The following is a 26,692-nucleotide window of genomic DNA, read 5'->3' as shown; positions in this document are numbered from 1 at the left end:
AGCGAATATACATAATTTTGCTTTATTAACTGAAGGCTGTTCCCAATGTAATTAGTGAGTGATTCCCATAGCTATGATACTGAAATTAGTTATAGATCATTGCTGCTGATCATCTTTTAACAACGGAATGTTAAATATTGTATAAATGGTAAACTAACCACAAAATCATAATAATAGATAATACTTAATAAAATTAAAATGAATACAACAAAAAAAGTGCTCTTGATCAATGCACATTTAACCTACCCTAATCGGTCGGAGGGATTATTAAATCAGGCATTTCATCAAAAAGCAAAAGACTTTTTCCTGTCGAAGGGTTTTGAAGTTTTAGAAACTAAAGTTGAGGATGGATATCATGTGGATATAGAGGTAGAAAAACATCTGGCAGCAGATATCATCGTTTTACAGACCCCAATTAATTGGTTTAGTACGCCTTGGATATATAAAAAATACGTGGACGAAGTTTTTGACGGCGGATTCATTAAATCGACATTCTTTGAAAACGATGGCAGAACACGTCAGGATCCGACCAGACAATATGGAACAGGTGGAAAAATGATGGGAAAGAAATTTATGGTTAGTAGTACTTGGAATGCGCCAAAGGAAAGTTTTGACAATAGCGATCAGCTTTTGTATGAAGGTAGAAGTACAACTGACGCCTTAATAAATATTACAACGACTTATCGTTTTTGTGGGGTGGAAATTGTGCCGGATTACAATTGTTTTGATATTTACAAAGATGGCGACATCTCAGGCACCTTAGAAAGGTATCCCGAACATCTAGAAAAAGTTTTTAATTTGTCTTAGTCACATCAATTCAGTTCTGCACATCAACAAAGTAATACTTAGATTGGGGATTATTCCATACATGGTCGATAATTTCACTGAACGTGGCTATTCCTCATTCATATTCCTTATTTTAGTTTTAAAGAATGGGTTTAAATTAATTCAATATCCCTCGATAAACCTACTTCATGCAAGAATATGTGAAAGGATCAAGTTGGACACCACAGACCCTCTTTACAATCAATAAAGAGGGTTTTTTATTGTGTGGTTTGGGTGACTTCAATACTTCTCTGGAGGAAATGGATGTTGAAGACGTTTTAACTTATGATATAAATTTAGGACATCTATGGAAAAATATCAGACCCAGCAGGGATAGAGAAACGACTGTCATAGCCTATGTCAGTACACAGGCAAACAAGATAAATAGATCATTTGTGAGTCATGGTATTAAGCCCGGCATTAATTTGCCGGGCTTTTATCCGTTTTTACCCAGCCCAATTGTCCCGGTCCAGACTGCGGAAATGAATAGCTTCAGCCAAATGCTCCAGCTCAATATTTTTAGTACCAGCCAGATCTGCAATTGTTCTTGAAACCTTTAAGATCCTGTCATAGGCACGCGCTGATAAACCGAGTTTTACCATTGCTCTTTTAACCAGCTCCAGTCCTTCCGCATTGATTTTGCAAAGTTTCCTGACCTGGGAGGGGCTCATTTGCGCATTATAATACAAACCTGTATGTTCAGCAAAACGGATTTCCTGTTTTAACCTTGCGCTAATTACTCTTTCCCTGATCACTGCACTTTTTTCCGAAGGACGTAAAGAAGCCAATTCATCGAAATGAACAGGAGTGACTTCCACATGCAGGTCAATCCTGTCCATCAGCGGCCCCGAAATTTTACTTAAATACTTCTGGATAATCCACGGAGAACAGCCGCACTCCTTATCCGGATGGTTATAAAATCCACAAGGACAGGGGTTCATGGCCGCGACCAGCATAAAACTCGCAGGATATTCTACACTTAAACGCGCTCTCGATATGATCACTTTCCGGTCTTCAAGGGGCTGGCGCATCACCTCCAGTACCGACCGCTTAAATTCAGGCAACTCATCCAGAAATAAGACGCCATTATGCGCCATAGAGATTTCGCCCGGCTGCGGATTCGTTCCTCCACCTACTAAAGCAACATCAGAAATACTGTGATGCGGATTGCGGAATGGCCTTTCTGTCATCAATGAAGTCGCTACATTTAATTTTCCGCTCACAGAATAGACCTTGGTTGTTTCCAGTGCTTCCTGCATGCTTAAAGGAGGTAAAATGGTAGGTAAACGTTTAGCCAACATAGTTTTTCCGGCCCCCGGCGGCCCGATCAGAATTACATTATGTCCGCCTGCAGCAGCAATCTCTAAAGCCCTTTTAATACTTTCCTGCCCTTTGACATCAGAAAAATCATGGTCATACAGACCAGTATCTTTTGAAAACTCGCTTTTCGTATCCACCAGAATAGGATTAAAAACAGTAGTTCCATTGAAAAAAGCAACCAGATCTTTTAAATGGTGCATACCATAAACCGGCAAATTATCGACTACAGCTGCTTCCCTTGCGTTGTCTGCAGGTAAAATAAATCCTTTGAAACCTGCTTCTGCTGCCTGAATAGCAATTGGGAGCGCTCCTTTTACAGGTTGTATACCGCCATCCAGGGAGAGTTCTCCTGCAATCAGCACCTCAGCTACACTTTCGCTGATTAATTGTCCTGAAGCCGCTAAAATGCCGATAGCAATGGGCAGATCGTAAGAGGTACCTTCTTTCCTGATATCTGCTGGTGATAAATTCACAACGATCTTTTGCCTGGGCATCTTAAAGCCGGATGACTGAATTGCACTTTCCACTCTTTTAAGACTTTCTTTGACTGCACCATCCGGCAATCCGACAATATGATATTTATTTCCGCTGCTAATACTAACTTCAATAGTGATGGTTAAAGCATTAACGCCAAAGACTGCGCTGCCATAAGTTTTAATGAGCATATTGATTTACGAATTAGCACGTAAATTTAATTCCATATTAAGCCTTATAGGTTAAAAAAATTACGGGCATAAAAAAACCGGATTGAGAGCCCGGTTTTTTAAAGATCAGCAAAGAATACTTACATTCTTCCCTGTGGCATTTTAGGCATACCGCGCATCATTTTAGCAGCGGCTGCAGGATTAGAAAACTGTTTCATCACCTTACGCATATCCTCAAACTGTTTGATCAGTTTAGTAACTTCTTCTATTTTATTTCCAGAACCTTTAGCAATACGTAAACGTCTGCTTTGCTGAATGCTGTCTGGATTTTCGCGCTCATATTTTGTCATCGACTGAATAATTGCTTCCACATTTTTGAAAGCATCGTCTTCAATCTCTACATTTTTCATCATTTTACTCACCCCTGGAATCATGCCCATCAAGTCTTTCATATTACCCATTTTCTTGATCTGCTGAATCTGGTTGTAGAAATCGTTGAAGTCAAACTTATTCTTACGGATTTTCTTTTGAAGTTCTGCTGCTTCTTTTTCATCAAACTGCTCCTGAGCACGTTCAACAAGGGAAACAACATCGCCCATTCCCAAAATACGGGAAGCCATTCTGTCTGGATAGAAAACATCAAGTGCTTCCATTTTTTCACCAGTACCGACAAATTTAATCGGCTTGTTAACCACAGACTTAATAGATAAAGCCGCACCACCGCGCGTATCACCATCAAGTTTTGTCAGTACAACACCGGTAAAATCTAATCTTTCATTGAATGCTTTAGCTGTATTAACCGCATCCTGTCCGGTCATGGCATCAACTACGAACAGGATTTCATGCGGTTTGGTATGCAATTTCACATCCGAAATTTCATTCATCATCTGCTCGTCTATTGCTAAACGACCTGCAGTATCAATGATAATTACGTTGTGATGTTCTTTCTTTCCAAGTTCAATACCTTCCAGTGCAATTGCAACAGGGTCTTTAGAATCTTTGTTCGCATAAACAGGAACGCCGATCTGCTCACCCAGAATCTGTAACTGATCAATCGCTGCAGGACGGTAAACGTCACCAGCTACCAATAAAGGCTTTTTACCTTTACTTTTCAGGTAATTTGCCAGTTTTCCAGAGAAGGTTGTTTTACCCGCACCGTTCAAACCAGCAATCAATATGATTGTAGGATTCGCTTTTAAATCTAATTCTTTGACCTCACCGCCCATCAATGCAGTCAGCTCGTCGTTCATTACCTTAGTCAGTAATTGTCCCGGAGAAACCGCAGTAAGTACATTCAGGCCAAGTGCCTTTTCCTTAACCTCGTCAGTAAAGCTTTTGGCCGTTTTAAAATTTACATCGGCATCCAGTAAAGCCTTACGAATTTCTTTCATGGTTTCAGCCACGTTGATCTCTGAAATGCTTCCCTGACCCTTTAGAACTTTAAATGCCCGGTCTAGTTTATCCTGTAAATTTTCAAACATGTTTTATTAATTGATAGTCAATTAGTTAATGTATAATGGTAGTCGTGTACAAAGTTGCAAACATTTTTAATAACAATCAACATTAAAATAGGATGCAAAAGTAATTAGCGCGGGAATATAAACATCACGCCCATTGCTAAAGACTGGCTGCCCTGAATCCTGTCACTGATAGTCTTGTCATATATCCCGACCCCATTCAGCGTCACATTCATAAATCTGTTTACTTTAGTTGTTAAAGTCACATCCAGCCTGTGTTTCATGTTTTCAAAATGATCATAAGGAACAAAGACATAGTACCTGCTTTTTAAGTTGACATTATGAAAAATATCTTTTTCAAAGTTAACAGTGATCTGAAAAGCCAGGTCATTTTTGAATGTATCACCTACCGGAACCCCATAGAAGTCTGTTTTTTGATTAGCTGGGTCCGGATTTGCATTTCGGTCAGCCTCAGCGAGTGCCCTGTTATCCAATACAAACGTTTGTTTTGCAGCACCGGTACCAAATTGTGTAGAGAAATATTTATTGGGCTTGTATTCAAAACCGAAAGATTCTGTCAGGTAACCCGGAGACATAAATTTAGAAATAAGCAGGGGAGTCTCCACTCCGTTAAGCGATGAATAAGAATATCCGTTATCGAACTGCGATTCAAAAGTTACCTGCGTAAACAAATTCCAGTTTTTGGAGATTTTGAATGCTCCGGTATTATTCCAGAATATCCGGTCATTCGTTTTCTTCTGTATCTGACCCTTGTTTCTTATCTTTCCGTAACGCAGATCAACCTCAGTTAAATAACTATAATTTTCTTTTTTGTATTCAGCTTTGTAATTGACTAATCCCTCTACGGCCAGTGAATTTACACCACCACCACTCCAGTTATTACTGAAAGAAGATTGATTCACATTAATCCCGATTGCAGTTTTAGTTTTCCAGTAATTTACCTTGGAACTCACAATCAGCGGATTAATCTCCACAGGTTTAAAGACGATAATACCTTTTAGCGAAGGCAATGGACTTTTCCTTAGTTTAAGATCAAAATCTTTAACTGTAATAGGAACTGTATCTATCTCTTGTGCACTTACTTGTGCTGAAACTGCAAATACAAATAGTAAACATGCGTATATACCTCTCATTAATACAAAGAAAAGAAAAATGTTCGTAGGATTTATTATAAATATTTAAACCATGAATACAGTCTCCTGTTTTTCAGATAATTCATGTCCAATTCATTGGCATAAGCCTCTTTTTCAAAGCTAATATTAAAATAAGCTTTATCATGATTTCTGTATTTGTACAGATTAATCAGGTAATTTATTGTATAAAGAATATAAAAAGGAAGAATCAGGAGTTCCAGTTGCTGGTGGAAATGAATTTTTTCATGGTTAATCAATAACGCATCAGTTTTCTGGCCGGGATCCTTGAATAACATAAACGGAAAAATAGCCATTGCATTTGCAGGAAGGCTTCTCCAGATTACGGGCCAGTATCTCATGGATGATCAATTTTGATTACAGGAAGTGGTTGTAACCTGAATGCCTTCGGATTCCGCTTATAAGAAGCGTAATTGTTTCTTACAAAGACGATAAAAGCATAATCAGAAGCTGCAAGCACAAAATCATAACTAGGACGGTACTGTTGCATGAAATCTTTCAGTTCAAAATCTTTAATTCTTAGCACACGGCCTACAAAAGCAGGATTATACCGGTAATCAATAATTTCTTCTTTATAATCTCTTTCCAGGATAGCTTGTAAATGTCTTGCATTTTTGCCTTTTCTGCTCAGCAAATTATAGATTGCATCTATTCCTAAGCCGACTCCTCTTGAACTTAAATTCAATAGATCTCGGGAGCTTCCCAGGTCAGTTGCATATTTATATTCTCTGGTTCTTTGCGCATAACGCTCCTTTGGAGAAAGAGAGCTTCCAATAATAGAAACCTCTTTTAACTGAATGGCCAGCGGCTTCAATTGGAAAAAGATTGCACTTCCCTTGTAAACTACGGTATCTAATCCATAGCCCTGACGTACCGCGAATAAAGTATCACCAATAACGGCTTGTGTGGTAAATTCACCTTTGCTGTTGTTATAAATCCCATCATCGTTATGAGAATTATAAATATACACCGTAGCTAAGCGCTGTTTGGATACTTTATCTATGACAAAGCCCTGAACAGATTTCTTTTGAGCTAAAGCAATACCACAAAAAAAGCAACAGAAAAGGAATAGAAGAGTAGGTTTCATTGCACAGCAAAAATACAAATAAGACGAAGCCAAACGGCTTATATTAACATTATTTAACTACTACCAGCTTCTGTCCTATTTTTACACCTTCGTCCGAAAGACCATTCAGCGACTTTAATTCGTCGACAGTCATGTTAAATCTTTTTGAAATGTTATAAAGTGTATCACCTTTCTGAACGGTATAATTAGGATCTGTCGTGTTGATAATCTGTTTAGGGGCAGTTATTTCTACCGGTGCAAATTTCTTCGTTTCCTTAGGGATATTGGCATTGATTTCCGTAAACACCCGGTCTTCACGTTTAATTTTATCCGGTTCAGATTCAGACTGGTCATATTGATGCAAATTGTATTTCTCAATTGTATTGATCAGCATGTCAGGATATTTTGGATTGGTTGCATAACCAGCCTGTTTCAAACCCTTAGCCCAGTTTTTATAATCATTTTTATCCAGCTCAAACAACGGAGCATAACGCTTCCGCTTTAAAAACTCAGAATGGTCTTTATAAGACTCCCTGGCATCTTTATAAACCCGGAAACAATCATTACGCTGGTCATCATCTTTATAATATGCCTTTCCCTTCCACTCTGCAGTACATTTAATCCCAAAGTGGTTGTTTGCATATTTTGCCAGGCTGCTATTTCCACTGCCAGACTCAATTATACCTTGGGCCAATGTAATACTTGCAGGAATTCCATAGGTATTCATTTCCTGAATGGCCACACCCTTAAAAGCTTCGATATAGCTCAGCGTATTGTAATCAGTAAAATTCGGATTCGCTTTATTGGCAGCTTTTTCAATCTGCGTATTGTTCCGGTGATACTTTCTCGATTTACACGAGGATAAGAAAACGATCGCTACAGCGAAGAGTAAGAATGTTTGTTTCATTAAAGCTTGATTTTTTGTCCAGGTTTAAGTGCCGACTTCTTCAATCCATTTTTACGCATCAGTAATTTGGAAGAAGTACCATGTGATTCCGCAATTTTATTCAGGTTGTCCCCTTTTCTAACGGTATACAATTGAACAGAAGAACGATGTTTCTTAGCTTTATAACTACGGCTATGATGCTTTTTGAAACTTACTGGGGCAATTTTTACCGGTTCCGCATAGTCATCAGGCCTTTCATCATATTGATACAGTTCGTATTTATTGATAATTGCAATGACCTGTTTAGCCCAGGTCCTGCTGCTGGCATAACCACCCCGCTGAATCCCTTTTGCCCAGGCTGCATAATCATATTGATCACACTCATCGAACAATTTACTGAAGGAAGATTTGTTTTGTAATACCTCAACGAAATTATCATAAGATTCATCCGCGCTCTCGAAATCACGGTAAGAAGAATTGATTTCAGCATTACTGTTTGCGCCTTTGATGCCGAAATGATTGTTCAAATGGCGGGCGACTTTACTTTTACCAGCTGCGGATTCATGAATGGCGACCGCAAGGATTACACTTGCCGGTACATCATATGCTCTCATTAATTCTTGTGCGTGATCTGTGTGTTCCTCAACGTACTGGGTAACAGTCTGGCTTTGGGCAGCTGAGCCCAGTAAAATTAGTGCCATCCAAATCAGCATTAGTTTTTTTGTCATCATATTTTATTTTTTTCTGATGATAAACAAGCCATCCCTAACCGGTAAGATTAATTTCTCCACCCTGTCATCTCCAGCAACTTTATCATTAAAAGTACTAATATTAACGGTATCTCTGTCTTGTTGAAGTGTTAGTACTTTTCCACTCCACAACACATTATCAACAATGATTAACCCACCTGGTCTTACCCTGTCAAAGATCAGATCATAATAGGTCCCATTGTTTTTCTTATCCGCATCAATAAAAACAAGATCAAAAGTCTCGTCTAAATTATTGATGGTTTGGGTGGCATCACCCATGATATATTTTATTTGTGAATTGTAAGGTGAAACAGCGAAATACCCACGAACGCGGTCTTCGAGTTCCATATTTTTATCTAAAGTATAAATGATCCCATCCTGGGCAAGCCCTTCTGCCATACATATAGTAGCATAGCCGGTAAAAGTGCCGATTTCGAGAATACGTTTAGGGGTAATCAACTTACTGAGCATGCTTAAAACTCGGCCCTGATAGTGGCCTGAAAGCATTCTTGGCATTAAAACCTTCAGATTAGTTTCCCGGTCAATCCGCTGTAGCAATTCGGATTCCGGTTCGCAGAAATTCAGTAGTAAAAGTTGTAAGTCTTCTTTAATCAGGCTCATGTGATGTTCTATAAACGGTGTTCTTCCATGAAATATTGTAAAATAATTGTTGCAGCAATCGTATCTACCCGCTCTTTATTGCGGCGGTCCTGTTTTTTCAGGCCACTTTGCATGATCGTCTGATGCGCAAGTTTGGACGTGAAACGCTCATCAATCCAATGTTGGGGAATCTCCGGAAAGTTTTTTTTCAGGGTTGTAGAAAAGCCTTTTACATGCTGCGCAGACTCCGACGGGGTACCATCCATTTGTTTTGGCTCTCCAATAACAAAGGCTTCTACCTGTTCAGTCAGCAGATATTTTTTCAAATATTCGACAATATCTTTTGGGTGTATGGTATCCAGTCCTGTAGCAATAATTTGCAGTGGATCTGTAACGGCAACGCCGATACGTTTGGTACCATAATCAAATGCGATAATACGGGACATAGCTGCAAAGATTGTTATAAATTTACTATTTTGCACCAAATGCAGTTTAAAGAGATCGTTGGACAAGAGGAAATAAAGCGTCAGCTGATACAAACAGTTGTTGAAAACAGGGTGAGCCATGCCCAGTTATTTCTCTCTGCGGAGGGTACGGGGTCTTTACCTCTTGCTATTGCTTATGCGCAGTACATCAATTGTTTAGATAAATCTGACACCGATAGTTGCGGGGTTTGTTCTTCTTGCCGGAAGTACGCAAGATACATTCATCCTGATTTGCATTTCTCTTATCCTTTTTTTGCATCAAAAGATGTTAAAATTGCTGTCGATGTACTGGAAGAATGGCGGACTATGCTGTTGGCAGACCCTTATGTTGATCTTGATATCTGGCGATTACGGTTAAGTGCTGAAAATAAACAGGCGAATATCAATATCGCTGAATGCCATGATATCATCAAGAAATTAAGTTATAAAGCTTTTGAAGCAGAGACCAAGGTGCTGATTATGTGGCTGCCGGAATATCTGGAAAAAGAAGGCAACTCTTTGTTGAAAATTATTGAAGAGCCACCTGCAAATACTTTATTCTTATTGGTCGCAAACAATCAGGAACATATCCTTTCTACACTGCTGTCGCGGACACAAATTGTCAAAATACCGAAGCTCCCTTTTGAAACTGTACAAAACTACCTGACCAGCAATCACAATTTGTCGGAAGAACAGGCGGCGACGTATAGTTTTCTGGCAGACGGTAATTTAATTGAAGCTAAACTGCAGGCTGCACAAGCACACAATGATAATGCAGACGTTTTTGCAGAATGGTTAAGAATGGGTTATGGGAACAAGGTGCTTGATCTGGTCAATTTCGTAGATCAGGCAGCAAGCTGGGGAAGAGAAAATCAAAAGAATTTTTTAAAGTACGGAATCAGCTTTTTAAGAGAGTGCAGTTTACTGATGAGCGGCGCAGATAGTTTAGTGAAATTACCTGCCAGGACGCTTGATACCGCACAAAAATTAAGCAAACACGTACTGGATCTGAATATGGCTTCGGCAATTATCACTGAGCTGGAGCAAGCACATTATCATATAGAACGTAACGCTAATCCTAAAATACTATTTTTAGATGTATCTTTACAATTGGTAAAAATAATCAAGTTTAAAACGCTCCCGAAAGGGACTCAACATATATACAATTAGTTATGGGATGTGGAAGTTGTTCTACAGGTGGCGGTTGCGCCCCCTCAGGCTGCAAAAGTAATGGCTCATGCCTTACTGGAGGTTGCCAGAAAATGGAAGTTTACGATTGGCTGTCTAATTTGGACATGCCTTCTAATTATAAGCCTTTCGAGGTTATAGAGGTTAAATTCAAAGGTGCGAGAAAGGAATTTTATCTGAATACTGATAATATTTATTTGGAAATCGGGGAACTGATTGCGGTAGAAGGTTCTACTGGCGGATATGATATTGGCCATGTCTCTTTAACAGGAGAATTGGTGCGTATGCAGATGAAACGCCGTAAAACACCAATGGATCAGGTGACCCGTAAAGTCTACAGAAAAGCCACAGAGGCTGATGTGGATAAATGGAAACTGGCAAAAGACCTGGAATGGGAAACTATGCACAAGGCCCGTACGCTGGCTCTTGACCTGCGCCTTTCGATGAAAATCAGTGACGTGGATTATCAGGGTGATAAAACCAAAGCAACTTTCTTCTATACTGCAGAAGGGCGGGTAGATTTCAGGGAGCTGATCAAGAAAATGGCTGAAACTTTCCGCATCAGGATTGAAATGAGGCAAATCGGAATGCGTCAGGAAGCTGGAAGATTAGGTGGGATCGGGTCTTGCGGACGTGAATTATGCTGCTCTACCTGGTTAACTAACTTTAAAACAGTTTCTACAGCTGCTGCAAGATATCAGAATCTTTCCCTGAACACTTTAAAGCTTGCCGGACAATGTGGTAAGTTGAAATGCTGCCTGAACTATGAACTGGATACTTACCTGGATGCTTTAAAGGATATTCCGGACCGTGTGGAGAGTCTTCAAACAGAAATAGGGACAGCGCGTCATCAAAAAACAGATATTTTCAAGAAATTAATGTGGTTTAGTTATCCAAATCAGGAAGACTGGATCCCATTGAAAGTGGACCGTGTGAAAGAAATCATGGCCATGAATAAAAAGGGCCAGAAGCCGGTGAATTTAAAAGATGAAGCGGTAGAATTGGAAACTACAGTTTTCGTAGAGAAAATCCCTGATTATGAGAATGTTGTTGGTCAGGACAGCTTAACCCGTCTGGATGATAAACCAAGAAATAAAAACGCAAAAAATAACAATAACAGGAATAAAACGAATGCGCCTAACAGAGCTGAACGTGGTGTTAAGCCGGGTCAGCCAGCTGTTAAGCCGGGTCAGCCAGCTGTTAAGCCGGGTCAGCCAGCTGTTAAGCCAAACCAGCAAACTGCAAAAGGAAGCCAGCCGGGTGTAAAACCAGGTCAGCCAGCTCAGAAAACAGCACAGCCAAATCAGAAACCTGCTGAAAACAGAAGGAATCAGGAAGTGAAAAAAGCGCCTGAGGTAGTTAAAACAGAAGATGGAGAAGTGGTGAAAGCCCCTTCTGCCAGCAGAAATAACAGGTCAAGGAATAACCGCAGACGTAACAAACCAACGGATAAGCCAAAGAATGAAGAGAATTAAGATTTTTGTATTGTTGTTTTTCAGTGTACTGGCAACAGGACTGCTGGGATGTAATACAAATAACCTGATTGATACAAACGAAGAAATGCCTCAGCGTAACTGGAGCTATGTCAATAAGATTAAGGGCACTGCAGAGATCAAAGATCCTGCAATGCCTGTATCTCTTAAGTTTAAGCTTAGGCATACTGCTGATTACAGGTATGCTAATATTTATATTTTGATGCACCTGAGCGGCCCTGGTTTACCTAAAATCACCAGACGTTATGAATATAAACTCGCGGAGTCTGACGGGCAATGGCTGGGCAAAGGTTCGGGAAACTTATATACTTCTGTTCTCCCATTACTGACTAATTACCATTTTCCGCAAGCAGGGAAATATACTATTGAAATTGAACAAAATATGCGTGATAATCCTTTAAAGGAAATCAGCGATGCAGGAATTACCGTTTCCGGAGTTCCAGTGAAATAAGAATATATTTTTATGGCTATTTATTGAAAAATCCGGCTGTTTACAAGACCGGGTTTTTTGTTGATTTTGCCTTTATTTGAAAACGCATTTGTGCAGGGGTATTGTAGGGGTACTGTAGGGGTTGTGGTATACATTGAACTAGTATTGAAGTAGGGTTCAAGTAGGATTGAAGTAGCCTGAGGTACTTCAAGGGTAGTTCAACCCTACTTCAACCCTACTTCAATGTATACCAGTAGTATGCCAGTACCCCTACAAAACCTAAGCAGAATACAAGCTTTTTTATTGATTTTACAAGACTGGCAATAACTGCTCTAAAGCCATCCCTCTTGAACCTTTCAGTAAAACAAGGCTATCTGTTACAGGATTCTCTTTTAACCAGGCTTCAGTTTCCTTTGGCGTATTAAAAAACAGCCCTTCAAACTTGTCTTTTAGCGCGTAAAAATGCTTGCCGATTAAAATGACGGTATCTAACCCTGATTTTTCTGCCAAAGCGGCTATCAAATTATGTTGCTCTTCAGTTTCCGGACCCAGTTCAAACATATCCCCAATGATAGCAACTTTGTTTTTGGCTTCGAGGATAGAGATATTGCCAAGCGCTGCAGTCATACTGCTTGGATTAGCATTATAGAAGTCGCAGATGACGGTATTCGTGGCCGTTTTAGTCAATTGTGAGCGGTTATTGTTCGGAAAATATGCTGCTAAGCCTTTATTAACCTGATCTGGACTAAGCTCAAAGAAAGATGCAATACAAATTGCTGCCAGGATATTCTCAAAATTATAAGCCCCTGTCAGGTTGGCCTGAGCTTTAAAAGCTTCCTGCTGTTTTTTCCAGCTTAACTCAATCAGCGGATCTGATTTCAAAAGTTGTCCGGACACGAAGTTTTCCCCTACGGTTCCGTAATAAACCAGGTGAGCTAATTGCGCAACACTGCTCATTTCCATAATATATGGATTGTCTCTGTTTATAAAAGCTATACCATCCGTGTTTTTGAGATAAGTGAATAACTCGGCTTTTCCTTTTTTTACGCCTTCAAAACCTCCAAATCCATCCAGGTGAGCCATCCCGATATTCGTAATCATTCCATGGGTAGGCTGGGCAATAGTGCACAAAAACTCAATCTCTTTTTGGTGATTGGCACCCATTTCAATCACAGCGATCTCTGTATCTGGTGCAATAGCTAAAATTGATAAAGGAACACCAATATGATTATTCAGGTTCCCTTTTGTAGCAAAGGTTTTATATTGCGCACTCAGTACTGCATTGATCAGTTCTTTGGTGGTTGTTTTTCCGTTGCTCCCTGTCAGGCCAATAATAGGGATATGAAGCTGCGTCCGGTGGTGACGGGCTAAATCCTGCAAAGCAGTTAAGACATCTTCAACTAATAAACAGGAGTCATTAATCAGATATTCCTCATTGTCTATAATCGCATAGGCAGCACCTTGTTTTAAAGCTTCTGCTGCAAATGTATTGGCATCGAAATGCTCTCCTTTCAGCGCGAAGAACAAACAGCCTGCACTAATATTTCTGGTGTCAGTACAGATCACCGGATTTGACAGGTAGTGTTGATAAATAGATTCAATTTGGGACATGGCGTAGGTTGTTGAAGTAATCGTTGGTAAAATTACATTATGGATGACAAACAAAAAATATTCTTTAGTACTTTGGTGTCAAGAAATCGTTTAAATTTAAACAACCTCTAAATTAACTTAGTATTAATAACCTGAATCAACCCAGCCTGATGAAGAAAATTACGTTCTTATTTTTATCGTTATTCATCTGCTTTACGGCTGTCCAGGCACAGATAAAATCTCCTGATACATTTTTAGGCTATCCATTAGGTACAAGATTTACGCCGCATTACCAGATCCTGGCTTATTTTAAATACCTGGCAGGAGCAGATAGTAACATCAAACTCATTAATTATGGAAAGTCTTATGAGCATCGTGAGCTAATGGCCGCTGTAATCTCCTCAAAAGAGAACATGAATAATCTGGAACAGCTCAGGAAGAATAACTTAAGTTTGAGTAAGGCAGAAGGCGGACAGCTCAATCTCAGTAAACAGCCAGCTATTTTATGGTTAAGTTACAATGTTCATGGAAATGAAGCCAGTTCGTCAGAGACGGCTATGAAAATGCTGTATACTTTAGCTGAGGGTGTAAACCGGCAGACAAAAGATTGGCTGAAAAATACGATAGTCATTATTGATCCCTGTTTGAACCCTGATGGGAGAGAAAGATATATCAATTATTATACGGGGGTAGCGGGACTTATTCCTGATGCAAACCCCCTTTCCAGAGAACATATTGAACCTTGGCCAGGAGGGCGTTCTAATCACTATTATTTTGATCTTAACCGCGATTGGGCTTGGCAATCACAAATTGAAACCCAGCAACGTCAGGTTTTGTATCACCAATGGATGCCTGAAGTCCATATCGATTTTCATGAACAAAGCTATAATGAACCCTACTATTTTGCACCTGCTGCCGAACCGGTACATCAGGATATCACGGCTTTCCAACGTGAATTTCAAATTATAGCAGGAAAAAATAACGCCAGATATTTCGATAAAAATGGATGGCAATACTTCACAAAAGAGAGATTCGATCTATTGTACCCATCTTATGGAGATACCTATCCTTTATATAATGGGGCAATTGGAATGACTTATGAGCAAGGTGGAATTGGCGCTGGTTTAGCAGTGGTGATCGCAAACGGTGATTCTTTAACTTTAAAAGACAGAATAAACCATCATCTCACAACCGGGCTCGCCACGCTCGAAACGGTATCTGATAATGCTTACAAATTGGTTGCGGAGTTTAAGAAATATTTTACACAAGCCGTTTCTTATCCTACGGGCACTTATAAAACCTACGTAGTAAAAGCTGATAATATAAGCAGAGTGAAAAAAATGGCTGCTTTATTAAAAAAAAACAATATCCAATATGCTTTTGGCGGAGATAAAACCATAACAGGATTTAATTTCGCAACAAAGAAGACAGCGCTTTTCAGGCTCGGCAGAAATGATATGGTCATTAGTCTTAAACAACCTGCCTCTGTTCTCGCTAATGTGTTGTTTGAACCTCAAACCATGGTTACTGATTCAAATACTTATGACATTACTGCATGGGCATTGCCTTATGCTTACGGTCTGAATGCTTTTGCATGTAAAGAAGTTTTTACCGGGGAATTCCCGGAGCCTGAAACCCGGAAAGATAGCGTGCTGGTTTTAGCAAAACCTTATGGTTGGGTTTTATCCTGGGATGCAGTTGAGGATGCGCAGATTTTGATCGCACTGCATCGGGCAAATATTAAGGTGCGTATTGCGGAACAGGCTTTCACAGTTGGAGGAATAGTTCGTCAGGCAGGATCATTATTAATTTACAGAGCCGAAAATGAAAAGCTAAATAAGTTGATTGAAGCTGATATTACTGCACTTTCTAAAAAATATAGAAAACCCTTCTTTGCTATTGCTGGCAGTTACGTAGAGAAGGGAAAAGATCTGGGTTCTTCTGCATATCCGTTACTCCCTGTACCTAAGGTTGCGATGGTTGCTGGTCAGGATATTTCTGCGCAGAGTGCTGGGGAAGTCTGGCACTTTTTTGAGCAGGAACTAAACTATCCATTGAATATTATAGCTGAGCAAAGTATTGGAAGCTTAAATCTGGCGACCACCAATGTCCTGATTTTACCTGACGGCACCTATATGCGCAGGAATATGGAGAAATTGGAGGATTGGATTAACCTTGGTGGTAAAGTGATCCTGCTGGAAGATGCAATTTCAAGTGTGGCAGGGGTCAAACCATTCGACATCAGGAAAAAAGAGTTTCCAGGTGCAGCAACAAAAGAAGGTTTTTTCCGGAGTTATAAGGAGAAGGATAGGGACAATGCGGCAGACGCCATTCCTGGTGCTATTTATAAGGTCAATCTGGATAAAAGTCATCCTTTTTCTATTGGACTGGGAGAAGTTTATTATACTTTAAAAACAGATGATAAGCTTTATGAGCCTTTACAAAAGGGTTGGAATGTTGGCGTGCTGAAACCGGATGCCTATGTAACAGGAATTGCTGGTAAAAATGTGCAGGAAAAGCTCACACAAGGAATGTTGTTTGGGGTACAGCCAGCTGGTAAAGGAAATATTGTGTATCTCTCTTGTAACTTGTTGTTCCGTTCATTTTGGGAAAGTGGGAAACAATTATTCGTGAATACAATTTTTCTTGTTTTTTAATTGCTAAAATTGACCGGTAATCCAGTTTGTATTGTTTTCTTAATGTCATATTTTGAGGCTATTCCTATAGCGTTCGGCTATAGGCGCCTTAAAAGACAGAAAATTGTTTTCATAGAATAATCAATGCTGAACAACAGCAAATGGTACTCCTCATATTTTGTTCAAATCCAATAGATAAGTGTACAGATTTACTGTGATATACGGCTTGAAACTATAGCAATTACAGGTGAATTATTATTTTTTTAAGCTTATTTTTTTGGAATAATTGATTTTTTCTAAAACCTAAATCGATTAACACGAAATTTTTTAATACTAAACCTTCCGATAATCGATTGTTGGTTAATAACGGGGGTGAAAGGGGGTGCTACCGTTTCTTTTTGTTAAATAGTTTTTACAATAGTGCAAACGGCTGTGCCAAAAGTTGACTCTTACACTAACCTTTATTGGTGAATTCAGGGTTTATAAAGTGCCTGTTTTATATAGGTTATATCCTTTTACTAGCTGTAATGCCAGTTTATGATTTTTATGTTACAACACTCAAAAAAGGAGTAAAAAAATAATAATAATAGTTTTTTAGTTTATCTTAGATGCTTATTAACTTATTAACAACCTATATAAATATTTTTTATGAAAAAACTTATACTAAGTTTATTCTTGTTCCTATGCGTTGCAGTAGCTGCAATGGCTCAGGACAGAACAATAACTGGTACTGTGACAGGAAAGGATGACGGGCAGCCCATTCCTGGTGTCAGTGTAAAAATCAGAGGAGCTCAGGGTGGAGCACAATCTGGATCTGACGGAAAGTACGCAATCAAAGTTCCAGCAGGAGCTACAGGCCTTGAATTCAGCTCACTAGGGTATATTAATCAGATTGTTGAACTTAAAGCAGGTAATGTTATTAGTGTGAGCCTTGCAGCTGATACTAAATCATTAAGTGAAGTTGTCGTTACAGCAAACTCGATCAAAAGAGAAAAGAGAACATTAGGTTATTCTGCGCCAACTATTAAAAACGATGAATTGACATCGGGCGGGAATCCAAGTGCAATTACTTCTTTAACTGGTAAAGTAGCTGGGGTTAACATTACTTCGAGTTCAAATACTCCAGGTAGTTCATCACGTATCGTTCTTCGTGGTGGATCTTCTATTAATGGAAATAACCAGGCGCTGATTGTGATTGATGGTGTGCCTGTAGATAACTCGAGTATTACTGGTGGTAGTGCAGCTGGTAGTGGTGATGACAGATCAAGTGTTGACTTTGGTAACAGAGGAAATGATATTGCTCCTGATGACATCGCTTCGGTAACCGTATTAAAAGGCCCTGCTGCTGCGGCTCTTTATGGAGCACGTGCATCTAACGGTGCTTTGATTATTACTACAAAAAGTGGTGCTAAAGGTGCTGATAAAACTTCTATTACTTTTAACACTTCCAATACTTTCTCTTCAATTTTAAAATTGCCTAAATTCCAGAATCAATATGGACAAGGTTATTATGCAGTTGGTGATGATGGTGATCCTTTAGTTACTAATGGTGTTCAGCAATATATAAATGACCCAAGGGAAAATGGTAGCTGGGGAGCTCCTTTTACAGGAACTGTACAGCCTTGGGGACAACAGATTGACGGTGTTCGTCAGCAGAAGGCTTATTCAGCAGTTAAAGATAACGTTAAAGATTTCTTTAAAACTGGATTTGCTACAGATAACAATCTGAGTTTCTCTGGTGGTTCTGATAAGTCTACTTTCTATTTAGGTTTAAACTCACTGAATTCTAAAGGTGTTTTCCCTGGAAAAAGTAATGATTACAATAAGTATGGTGTAAGGTTTAACGGTAACACTGACTTCAGTAACAAATTTTCAGCAGGTGTTAACTTCAATTATACGAATGTTGCCAGTACCAATATTGGTGGTGGACAAGGTGGTTCTTCTGTATTGAATAACGTATATCAAACTCCTAGAGATATTGATTTGAGCAGCTTGAAAGATTTGAGTAACAAATATAATGGTTACGGATATACAGGTGCAGATGGCGTAGTTCATGATGATCTTTATGGTTATTATGGTGCTTATACACTGAATCCATATTATGTTTTACAAAATTTTCAAAATACTGACAATATCAGCCGTGTAACAGGAAATTTCAATATTGGTTATAAACCTACAACATGGTTAGACGTAAAAGAAAGAGTTGGTATTGATACTTATTCAGACCGACGCAGAATAATCGCTCCAAAATATAGCTTTAATCCAGCTGATACTGGTAATATGTACGATCCGGATGGTAATAAACAATCAAATGTTGGATCTTATGAAATAGATCAGTTTAATGTAACTGAATTAGTGCATGACTTAATGGTTACTGCACGTCATAAATTTAACGATGATTTTGAAGGATCATTAATGTTAGGTAATAATATCCGTCAAAGATCAAGCAACATTAATCAGACTGCTACAAATACTGGTGGTGGTTTAGTTGTTCCTGACTGGTATAACTTAGCAAACAGCAATGGCCCTATTAATATTATGACTGACCAGATCAGCAAAAGAAGATTAGTTGGTTTATATGCAGATTTAAATCTTTCTTACAAAAACTTAATTTATTTAGAAGCAACAGCCAGAAATGACTGGTCTTCAACATTGCCTCCACAAAATAACTCATTCTTCTACCCTAGTGTAAGTGGATCATTTGTTTTCTCTGAATTGCTGAAAGGTTCTTCAGTAGCAGACTGGTTGACTTATGGTAAAGTTCGTGCAAGTTATGCTCAGGTTGGTAATGATACTGATCCTTATCAATTAGCTACTAACTATGTTCGTGGAAACATTAGTAGTGCTTTCGGAGGTACAACTTTTCCTTTTAACAATGTACCAGGTTTAATGATTAACAGTATTATTGGAAATGCTAACCTTAAACCAGAAAAGACATCATCTTTCGAGGTGGGTACAGAATTAGGTTTCTTTGATAACCGTTTCTCAGTAGATTTCAGTTATTATAAAAACAAATCTAAAAATCAAATTTTACCAGTTCCTATTCCTAATTCTACAGGTTATGGTGCTAGTGTTTTAAATGCTGGAGAGGTCCAAAATAATGGTTTGGAGTTAAGCTTAAGAGGTACTCCCGTTAAAACAACTGACATCACCTGGGAAGTTTACGGAACTTATACTAGAAACAAAAGTAAAGTTGTTTCTCTTTTACCTGGAGTTGATCAGGTTACTATTGGTGGATTTGGTGGAATGGGTATTGTTGCCGCTGTTGGCAAACCTTATGGTGAATTCTATGGGGTTACTAACCAGACTGATGCTCAAGGCAGAACTATTGTAAGTAAATCAAGCGGTTTGCCTCTTCAAACTAAAAGTGCTCAATATTTAGGTAGTTACAATCCAGATTACCAAGCTTCATTGGGAACAACTTTTAAATACAAACAAGTATCATTAAGTGTGTTATTTGATACTAAACAGGGAGGTAAATTTTTCTCGAGAACTAAAGATATCTTAAGTTTCTCAGGAGCTGCTGAGATTACAGGTGGAGACAGAATGGGTGTGATCTATCCTAACTCTGTTTACATTGAAAACGGTGCTTCAGTTGTGAATACTACTGCAACTTATAACAAACAAGATTATTACACTGGTAGTGTTGCTCCTGGTGTAAACGTAATCGATGCTTCTTACATTAAACTACGTTCTGCAAGTATTGCTTATCAATTTACTAAAGATCAGTTAAGACGTAGTCCTTTTGGTGCATTAACTGTTGGATTATATGGTAACAACCTATTCTTATGGACAGCTAAAGAGAATGTATATGCAGATCCTGAAATCAACTCTTCTGGTGCTTCGAATGCACAAGGGTTTGACTTCACTGCACAGCCATCTGTAAGAAATTATGGTATCAATCTAAAAGTTTCATTTTAAAAATTACTCATTATGAGCGCAAAGTATATATTTAATCCTAAGAAGTTGTTGCTTCTTGTTTTTATTGGCGTGGTAGGTTTATCAGGCTGTAAAAAATTCTTAGACGTTAACCAGGATCCTAATAAACCAAGTACTGCAGATCCTAACTTATTGTTGCCTGTTTCACAGGTTGCTGTTGGTACAGTAGTCGGAAATTATTTCCAGGTTTATGGTAATATCTGGGGTCAATATTGGACACAAGGCCCTAGTGCGAGCCAGTATAGATCGATTGAGCGTTACAATGATCCAAATACGGCTTTCGATCAGGTATGGAACCGTATTTATACCAAAGCTTTAATCAATGCGCAACTAATTATTGATAGTAAAGTAGGTGGCGTTGAGCAGACAAAAGGTATCGCTTATTTAACTAAAGCATATACTTTCCAGCTTGCGACTGATGCGTTTGGCGATATTCCTGTTGGAGATGCATTACAAACTACTAATCTGTCACCTAAGTATATTGCTCAGGCTGCTGTTTATGATAGCATTTTCAATTACATAGATAAAGGAGTTGCTTTGATTGGCGTAGCGAATGCAGTTAAACCTCCGGGTTCTCAGGATGTGGTTTTCCAGGGTGATATGGCACAGTGGAAAGCTTTCGCTAATACTTTAAAACTTAAAGCTTATTTAAGGTTAACAAACATTGACCCTGCTAAAGCTAGCGCAGGTATAGCTGCATTATATGCAACCAGCCCTGTTTTCCTGACTAAGGATGCGTCAATTAAATATAGTTCTACTGGTGGTAACGATAACCCGCTTTATAGTGAGATCGTTGGTTTAGGTAAACCACAGAATCTTGTTGCGAGTGCAACAGCTGTGGATCAATTTGTTGCAAATAATGATCCAAGGGTTCTTCAGCTTTATGTTCCTGTTGCAGGAACGACTACTGTTACAACTTTAGTGCAAGGGACTTTTGCTCAATTTCCAACATCTGTTGTGTCGACTCCTTCTGCTTTGGTAGGTGCAAGTCCTAACAATGCACAATCAGCGCTTGCTCCTGTTAAGTTTATCTCTGCTTCGGAAAGTTATTTCTTGCAGGCAGAAGCTGTAGCAAGAGGATGGGCAACTGGTGATGTTAATGATTTATTTGCGAAAGGAATCAATGCAAGTTTTGTTGCGACCGGAATTACTGATGCTGCTATAGCTGCAACTTACATTACTACAGCAAGAGACGGACAATTAGCTTTAACCGCAGCAGCTTCGCCTGAGGCAAAAGTTAAAGCGATTATCACGCAGAAATATTATGCATTGTGTGGATTCCAGGGCTTTGAGGCTTGGTCTGAATATCGCAGAACAGGTTATCCTGATTTCCTGATCATTTCAAAAGCTGCGCCAGCGGGTACTGCTGTAGGGCCAAGAAGAATGCTTTATCCTAACAGTGAATCTGTTACTAACTTGAACTATCCTGGTACCATTGCTTTAAATGTTCCAGTTTGGTGGGGTAAAAAGAATTAAACAAAAATTATCCTATTAAAAAAAGCGGTTATCATTTGATAGCCGCTTTTTTTGTAAGATAATTTTTAGTGATCGTTATTGATAAGATAGGGTTACTTCATTGTCATTTACATTTATCACAGCGGTACTTCCAATAATCAATGCGTGGTTGTCCGGAATGTGCCCGACAGGGAAGTTAAAGCAGACGGGATAATCGTATTCCCGGACGATATCCATGATCAGCTCTTCTGGCGTCTGTCCAAAAGGGATCTCCTGTGGTTCGATCTCATTAAACGCTCCAATAATTAACCCCTTTAAACGTGCTAATTTCCCGCCGCGTTTCAACATGCGTAACATTCTGTCTATGGCGTATTCATGCTCACCGACATCTTCCAGAAATAAGAGCTTGTCAGCATAATCCATTTCCGAAACTGAACCTTGCATGGCAACTAACATTGACAGGTTCCCGCCAATTAAAACCCCCTCTGCTTTACCCGGACGATTTGTGGCTGTACTGGTATAGGTATAGCAAAGTTCTTCCCCAAACAAAGCTTTTCTCAGTGTTTCTAAAGATAAGAGCGTTCCGGCTTCGAATGAGGCGGGCATCTGTCCGTGAATACTTTGGGTATGAAATACCGCCTGGATATGAGAAAGTAAAGCGGTTGTGTCACTAAAGCCAGCTATCCATTTTGGATTTTTATGGAATCCGGTAAAATCTAATTGATCAATAATCCGGATACCTCCATAGCCACCTCTTGCGGCAAGGATTGCTTTAATAGCTGTGTCATCCAGAAACCTTTGAAAATCTGCTGTCCTTAGCTCATCATCTCCTGCGAATTGAAAATGGTCCGCATGGATACTTTTTCCCTGGATAACCTGGAGTCCCCAGGTCTCTAACAGCGCAATTGCAGGAGCAATAGATTTTTTTAATTTATATGCAGGACAGACAATAGCAATCTTGTCCCCCCTTTTTAAATACGGAGGTTGAATATTCATAGGTAATTGTTTAAACGCTTACAAAAGAATGCAAAATAGTCTTGAATTATGGTAATATAAGCAAACAGTTTTCCGGATGCTTTGTTTCTGGCATTATCATTAAAAATCAGACGCCAGATCAGCTCATTCTAATGCTAATTTTTCTTTACAGTTATAGGTGTGTTTTCTTTTCGGGTTATAATTATTCTTCTGAAGCTATGGATGATGAACACATTATTTTAAATTAGATAATTTAAGTTCAAAATCTGTTTTTATGCTGATTAATCGTTTTTCTAAAAATCATCTGGTTGCAATATTTTCTTTCTAATTCTGGATAACCGTATACTGTTATAGAAATTAAGCGTTAAACGTGATAATTAATTATTTATTGTAGTTTTTTTACGGTTATAATATTTTAGTAGTTAATTATAGCGCTATTTTAACTATAAAATGTTTCTTTATTCAGGTGTTTATAGTTTCTAATGGTTTATTGTGCAGCATTTTAACGTTTTAGTCATGAAACTGTCATAATGATCTTTTTGAGTGGTTTTCCGAGCTTTTCTCTAAGTGAATCGGCTATATTGGATTAATTAACTAAACTAAACACCAAAGAATTTATGAAAAAACTTCTACAAAGTTTGTTCATGCTTATGCTTTTTGCAATTCCTGCAATGGCTCAGCAACGAACAATTACCGGTACAGTTACAGGCAAAGAAGATGGGTTGCCATTGCCAGGCGTAACTGTGAAGGTCAAAGGAACTACCACCGGAACAAGTGCTGCGGCAGACGGTAAATATTCCATCAAAGTACCTGCTAACGCAAAAGAATTAGAATTTTTGTCTTTAGGTTACATTCCTCAAACGAGAGCTATCGGCTCTGGAAATGTTATTAACGTATCTCTTTCTGCTGATTCAAAGCAATTGGGAGAAGTAGTTGTAACGGCTATGGGTGTAGTAAAAAGCAAGAGAAGTCTTGGGTATGCTACTCAAACAATTAAAAATGATCAGCTTGTTGACAGAGGTGACGCAAACATTTTGAATGCTTTGCAAGGAAAAGTTGCAGGTGTTGAGATTACCGGAGCCAGCGGTAGCGCAGGTGCATCTACAAACATTGTTTTACGTGGTATGTCTTCTTTTTCGGGAAGCAATCAACCATTATTTGTGGTAGATGGTATTCCAATCAGTAATGACCTGGATCAAACAGTAAGTACCTTATATGGTAACCAACCAGCAAACAGGGCTTTAGATTTAGATCCAAACAATATTGAATCGATCAACATCTTACAAGGACCAGGTGCTGCTGCATTATATGGCTCAAGAGCTTCCAATGGAGCAGTAGTCATCACTACTAAAAAAGGAAGTGGCGGAATTGGAAAATTATCTATTGCATTAAACAGCGCTTATGGTGTTCAAAATGTTTATGGTTTCCCTAAATTACAAAATGAGTATGGACAAGGGGCGAGTGGTTTGTTTAACGCAATTTCAGGTAACTCCTTAGGCCCAAAATTCGGAACTGTTCCAACTTTGGCAAATGGCTTAATCGTTGCACCAGGTACATCACCTTATGTTAACGGGGTTACTTATAAGCCAGGTGACGTTATTCCTTACACAAATTTCGCTAACAACATCAATGATTTCTTTGCACAAGGTCATACCTGGGATAATAATCTTTCGATAAACAGTGGAGATGCTAAAAACTATTATTCATTCTCTATAGGAAATTCAAGTACAACAGGGATCCTGCCGTCTTCGGAATTCAAAAAAACGAATGCTGCTTTTTCTGCATCGTCGGCTTTATCAGATAAGCTGACTATTGCTGGAAGTATTAATTATTTCAATACTTTACAAAACGGTGCAACTACTCAGGGTAACGGAGCAGGAAGTACAATCTTCGGTTTGTACGGCGTAACAAGAAGTACTGATCTTGATTATTATGAAAATAACTATAAAAAACCTGATGGTAGCAATAACTGGTATGTTCCAGGAAGAGATAACCCTTTTTATGCTGCACACGAAAACACATTTACAAGTAACCTGACCAGGTTTTTGGGAAATGTTAACGTTGGATATGATGTATTGGATTGGTTAAATGTAAGTTACAGAATTGGTCTGGATACTTATACTGATAGAAGAAAGCGTTATATTACAATTGGATCGACTCAGGCAACAGGTTCTGGCGGTGCAATCCAGGACGATACCTTTTATAGAAATGAGTTGAATGGAGATTTAATCGTTACGGCTAAGAAAAAAGATCTTTTCACAGACGGTTTAAGTGCTACAGCATTATTGGGTCAGAATTTTAACCAGAGAATTTATCAGAATGTATCCGCATCAGGATTAGGGCTTGCAATTCCTGGTTTCACGAATGTGAGTAATTCAACCAATTTTACGAATACTACTGAAAATGATACGAAGAGACGTCTTTTAGGCTATTACACTCAGCTTTCATTTGGTTATAACAACTATTTGTTTTTAGAGGCAACTGGCCGTATTGATCAATCTTCAACACTTCCTACAAATAATAATACATATTTCTATCCATCAGTTTCATCGAGTTTTGTTTTCAGTGATGCATTTGATATTAAATCTGATGTTTTTTCTTTAGGAAAAATTCGTGCTTCCATTGCTAAAGTGGGTAGAGATGCAGCTCCTTACAGGATTCAGGATACTTACCAGAACGGTACCTTCGGAAATAATACAGCTAGTGTTTCTTTCCCTTTTGGTCCAATTGCCGGATTCGGTGCAAGCAATGGAATTGCAGCTCCTGATTTGAAACCTGAATTTACTACTTCTTATGAAGTAGGTGCAAACTTTGGCTTTTTCAAAGACAGACTTACTTTTGATGCAACTTTCTACTCTCAGGGAAGTAAAAACCAGATTGTAGATGTGGCATTACCTGCTTCTTCAGGGTATACAAGCCAGACTACAAATATTGGTCAGTTGAGAAACAGAGGTGTTGAATTAATGGTGAACGGAAGTGCTGTAAGAACTAAAAATGTATCATGGGATATTTCAGCTAACTTCTCTAAAAATGATAGTAAAGTTATCTACATAGCACCGGGTGTTACTTCATTCCAGATTGCAGGTTCAGTTTTTGGTGGAGTTATCCCATCTGTTTATGAAGGCCAGCCTTTTGGTGTGATTGTGGGTAGTAAATATCAACGTAGTCCATCAGGTGAGTTAATCGTAGATCCAAATACTGGTTTATATAATTCTTCATTAAATCCTAATCAGATCATTGCTAATCCAAACAGACAATGGACTGCGGGTATGACTAATACTGTAAGGTTTAAAAACTTCACTTTCTCAGGATTAGTTGATTTCAAAAAAGGAGGAGATATCGTTTCCTGGACAGCATCTACTTTAAGACAGAATGGTTCTCTTGAGGTTACTGCTGTTGACCGTGAGCAACCACATATCCTGCCAGGTGTTATCCAGAACAGTGATGGTACTTTCAGACCGAATAATATTCAAATTCCTGGTCAGACTTACTGGAACGGTGGTTTTGGTGGAATTGGTGGTGGTGAATTCAACGTGTTTGATGCAACTACTTTGAGAATCAGAGAAATTACTTTAAGCTATGACCTTGCTGGAAGTGTTTTAAAAACAAAAGCTATTAAAAATATTCGTTTAACAGTTTATGGAAGAAATCTTTATTACTACGCGCCAAATAGCCCGGTTGATCCAGAGTTAAGTACTCAGGGAGCTGGAAATATTCGTGGTCTGGAACTGCAAAGCGCTCCAAACACCAGGAATTTTGGTGCTAGTTTAAGAGTTACTTTCTAATGGGAATATTAAAAGATA

Annotated in this window: 19 protein-coding genes; 8 read left to right on the top strand and 11 right to left on the bottom strand. The window is 38.8% G+C overall.

The features are described from left to right. Positions 1-198 precede the first annotated feature (198 nt). Positions 199-807, top strand: coding sequence for an NAD(P)H-dependent oxidoreductase (locus AY601_RS20480; protein ID WP_068404605.1), 609 nt, complete (start codon positions 199-201; stop codon positions 805-807). 464 nt (positions 808-1,271) lie between these two features. Here the strand turns inward: AY601_RS20480 and AY601_RS20475 are convergent, their stop codons facing one another. The 9 genes from AY601_RS20475 to ruvX form a co-directional block, all read right to left on the bottom strand. Next, on the bottom strand, positions 1,272-2,810 hold the full coding sequence (locus AY601_RS20475) for a YifB family Mg chelatase-like AAA ATPase (protein WP_068404603.1): 1,539 nt from the start codon (positions 2,808-2,810) through the stop codon (positions 1,272-1,274). 119 nt (positions 2,811-2,929) lie between these two features. After that, entirely contained in the window at positions 2,930-4,270 is a 1,341-nt protein-coding gene (gene ffh, locus AY601_RS20470; RefSeq protein WP_068404601.1) for a signal recognition particle protein, read from the bottom strand. Between the two features lie 104 nt (positions 4,271-4,374). Beyond that, a complete protein-coding gene (locus tag AY601_RS20465) occupies positions 4,375-5,400 on the bottom strand; it encodes a DUF3078 domain-containing protein (protein WP_068404599.1) in 1,026 nt (341 codons plus the stop codon). A 35-nt stretch (positions 5,401-5,435) separates the two neighbouring features. Then, complete coding sequence (locus AY601_RS20460) at positions 5,436-5,759, bottom strand: hypothetical protein (RefSeq protein WP_068404597.1); 324 nt, start codon at positions 5,757-5,759, stop codon at positions 5,436-5,438. After that, positions 5,756-6,505: a hypothetical protein gene (locus AY601_RS20455; RefSeq protein ID WP_068404595.1), complete on the bottom strand. Its 750-nt coding sequence runs from the start codon at positions 6,503-6,505 to the stop codon at positions 5,756-5,758. Before AY601_RS20455 ends, AY601_RS20460 begins: the two co-directional genes overlap by 4 nt. A gap of 49 nt (positions 6,506-6,554) precedes the next feature. Beyond that, positions 6,555-7,391: a glucosaminidase domain-containing protein gene (locus AY601_RS20450; RefSeq protein ID WP_068404593.1), complete on the bottom strand. Its 837-nt coding sequence runs from the start codon at positions 7,389-7,391 to the stop codon at positions 6,555-6,557. Then, positions 7,391-8,101: a glucosaminidase domain-containing protein gene (locus AY601_RS20445; protein ID WP_232324639.1), complete on the bottom strand. Its 711-nt coding sequence runs from the start codon at positions 8,099-8,101 to the stop codon at positions 7,391-7,393. The genes AY601_RS20450 and AY601_RS20445 overlap by 1 nt, the downstream gene beginning before the upstream one ends. A gap of 3 nt (positions 8,102-8,104) precedes the next feature. Beyond that, complete coding sequence (locus AY601_RS20440) at positions 8,105-8,740, bottom strand: O-methyltransferase (RefSeq protein ID WP_068404587.1); 636 nt, start codon at positions 8,738-8,740, stop codon at positions 8,105-8,107. An 8-nt stretch (positions 8,741-8,748) separates the two neighbouring features. Then, entirely contained in the window at positions 8,749-9,165 is a 417-nt protein-coding gene (gene ruvX / locus AY601_RS20435; protein WP_068404585.1) for a Holliday junction resolvase RuvX, read from the bottom strand. Positions 9,166-9,204: 39 nt separating this feature from the next. Here ruvX and AY601_RS20430 point away from each other — a divergent pair, with 39 nt between their 5' ends. The 3 genes from AY601_RS20430 to AY601_RS20420 are packed head-to-tail and all read left to right on the top strand — an operon-like array spanning position 9,205 to position 12,315. After that, positions 9,205-10,353, top strand: coding sequence for an ATP-binding protein (locus tag AY601_RS20430; protein ID WP_068404584.1), 1,149 nt, complete (start codon positions 9,205-9,207; stop codon positions 10,351-10,353). Between the two features lie 2 nt (positions 10,354-10,355). Further along, entirely contained in the window at positions 10,356-11,846 is a 1,491-nt protein-coding gene (gene ricT / locus AY601_RS20425; protein WP_084359365.1) for a PSP1 domain-containing protein, read from the top strand. Beyond that, a complete protein-coding gene (locus AY601_RS20420) occupies positions 11,833-12,315 on the top strand; it encodes a gliding motility lipoprotein GldH (protein ID WP_068404581.1) in 483 nt (160 codons plus the stop codon). The genes ricT and AY601_RS20420 overlap by 14 nt, the downstream gene beginning before the upstream one ends. Positions 12,316-12,603: 288 nt before the next feature. Here AY601_RS20420 and AY601_RS20415 read toward each other — a convergent pair whose 3' ends face one another. Then, positions 12,604-13,905 (bottom strand): UDP-N-acetylmuramoyl-tripeptide--D-alanyl-D-alanine ligase, encoded by a 1,302-nt coding sequence (locus tag AY601_RS20415; RefSeq protein ID WP_068404579.1) that lies wholly within the window; start codon positions 13,903-13,905, stop codon positions 12,604-12,606. A gap of 149 nt (positions 13,906-14,054) precedes the next feature. Here AY601_RS20415 and AY601_RS20410 point away from each other — a divergent pair, with 149 nt between their 5' ends. From AY601_RS20410 to AY601_RS20400, 3 genes are all read left to right on the top strand, one after another. Then, positions 14,055-16,541: a M14 metallopeptidase family protein gene (locus tag AY601_RS20410; protein ID WP_068404577.1), complete on the top strand. Its 2,487-nt coding sequence runs from the start codon at positions 14,055-14,057 to the stop codon at positions 16,539-16,541. Positions 16,542-17,168: 627 nt separating this feature from the next. Beyond that, entirely contained in the window at positions 17,169-20,441 is a 3,273-nt protein-coding gene (locus AY601_RS20405; protein ID WP_068404575.1) for a SusC/RagA family TonB-linked outer membrane protein, read from the top strand. Between the two features lie 12 nt (positions 20,442-20,453). Beyond that, the gene (locus AY601_RS20400; protein WP_068404573.1) at positions 20,454-21,935 is read left to right on the top strand and encodes a SusD/RagB family nutrient-binding outer membrane lipoprotein; all 1,482 of its coding nucleotides are present in this window, start codon (positions 20,454-20,456) and stop codon (positions 21,933-21,935) included. A gap of 75 nt (positions 21,936-22,010) precedes the next feature. On the opposite strand, the gene AY601_RS20395 is transcribed toward AY601_RS20400, so the two are convergent. Next, a complete protein-coding gene (locus AY601_RS20395; RefSeq protein ID WP_068404571.1) occupies positions 22,011-22,910 on the bottom strand; it encodes a S66 peptidase family protein in 900 nt (299 codons plus the stop codon). Positions 22,911-23,506: 596 nt separating this feature from the next. Here AY601_RS20395 and AY601_RS20390 point away from each other — a divergent pair. Beyond that, positions 23,507-26,674, top strand: coding sequence for a SusC/RagA family TonB-linked outer membrane protein (locus AY601_RS20390; protein WP_084359363.1), 3,168 nt, complete (start codon positions 23,507-23,509; stop codon positions 26,672-26,674). The last annotated feature ends 18 nt before the right edge of the window (positions 26,675-26,692 follow it).

The organism is Pedobacter cryoconitis, from assembly GCF_001590605.1.
GTDB lineage: Bacteria > Bacteroidota > Bacteroidia > Sphingobacteriales > Sphingobacteriaceae > Pedobacter > Pedobacter cryoconitis_A.
Note: the sequence above shows the minus strand (reverse complement) of the source record. Positions and strands in the feature narration are given on the sequence as shown.

What these genes read in the sequence shown, in the direction of transcription:
- AY601_RS20480 (WP_068404605.1), top strand. Translation starts at nt 199, where the DNA reads ATGAATACAACAAAAAAAGTGCTCTTGATCAATGCACATTTAACCTAC.
- AY601_RS20475 (WP_068404603.1), bottom strand. Translation starts at nt 2,810, where the DNA reads ATGCTCATTAAAACTTATGGCAGCGCAGTCTTTGGCGTTAATGCTTTA.
- ffh (WP_068404601.1), bottom strand. Translation starts at nt 4,270, where the DNA reads ATGTTTGAAAATTTACAGGATAAACTAGACCGGGCATTTAAAGTTCTA.
- AY601_RS20465 (WP_068404599.1), bottom strand. Translation starts at nt 5,400, where the DNA reads ATGAGAGGTATATACGCATGTTTACTATTTGTATTTGCAGTTTCAGCA.
- AY601_RS20460 (WP_068404597.1), bottom strand. Translation starts at nt 5,759, where the DNA reads ATGAGATACTGGCCCGTAATCTGGAGAAGCCTTCCTGCAAATGCAATG.
- AY601_RS20455 (WP_068404595.1), bottom strand. Translation starts at nt 6,505, where the DNA reads ATGAAACCTACTCTTCTATTCCTTTTCTGTTGCTTTTTTTGTGGTATT.
- AY601_RS20450 (WP_068404593.1), bottom strand. Translation starts at nt 7,391, where the DNA reads ATGAAACAAACATTCTTACTCTTCGCTGTAGCGATCGTTTTCTTATCC.
- AY601_RS20445 (WP_232324639.1), bottom strand. Translation starts at nt 8,101, where the DNA reads ATGATGACAAAAAAACTAATGCTGATTTGGATGGCACTAATTTTACTG.
- AY601_RS20440 (WP_068404587.1), bottom strand. Translation starts at nt 8,740, where the DNA reads ATGAGCCTGATTAAAGAAGACTTACAACTTTTACTACTGAATTTCTGC.
- ruvX (WP_068404585.1), bottom strand. Translation starts at nt 9,165, where the DNA reads ATGTCCCGTATTATCGCATTTGATTATGGTACCAAACGTATCGGCGTT.
- AY601_RS20430 (WP_068404584.1), top strand. Translation starts at nt 9,205, where the DNA reads ATGCAGTTTAAAGAGATCGTTGGACAAGAGGAAATAAAGCGTCAGCTG.
- ricT (WP_084359365.1), top strand. Translation starts at nt 10,356, where the DNA reads ATGGGATGTGGAAGTTGTTCTACAGGTGGCGGTTGCGCCCCCTCAGGC.
- AY601_RS20420 (WP_068404581.1), top strand. Translation starts at nt 11,833, where the DNA reads ATGAAGAGAATTAAGATTTTTGTATTGTTGTTTTTCAGTGTACTGGCA.
- AY601_RS20415 (WP_068404579.1), bottom strand. Translation starts at nt 13,905, where the DNA reads ATGTCCCAAATTGAATCTATTTATCAACACTACCTGTCAAATCCGGTG.
- AY601_RS20410 (WP_068404577.1), top strand. Translation starts at nt 14,055, where the DNA reads ATGAAGAAAATTACGTTCTTATTTTTATCGTTATTCATCTGCTTTACG.
- AY601_RS20405 (WP_068404575.1), top strand. Translation starts at nt 17,169, where the DNA reads ATGAAAAAACTTATACTAAGTTTATTCTTGTTCCTATGCGTTGCAGTA.
- AY601_RS20400 (WP_068404573.1), top strand. Translation starts at nt 20,454, where the DNA reads ATGAGCGCAAAGTATATATTTAATCCTAAGAAGTTGTTGCTTCTTGTT.
- AY601_RS20395 (WP_068404571.1), bottom strand. Translation starts at nt 22,910, where the DNA reads ATGAATATTCAACCTCCGTATTTAAAAAGGGGGGACAAGATTGCTATT.
- AY601_RS20390 (WP_084359363.1), top strand. Translation starts at nt 23,507, where the DNA reads ATGAAAAAACTTCTACAAAGTTTGTTCATGCTTATGCTTTTTGCAATT.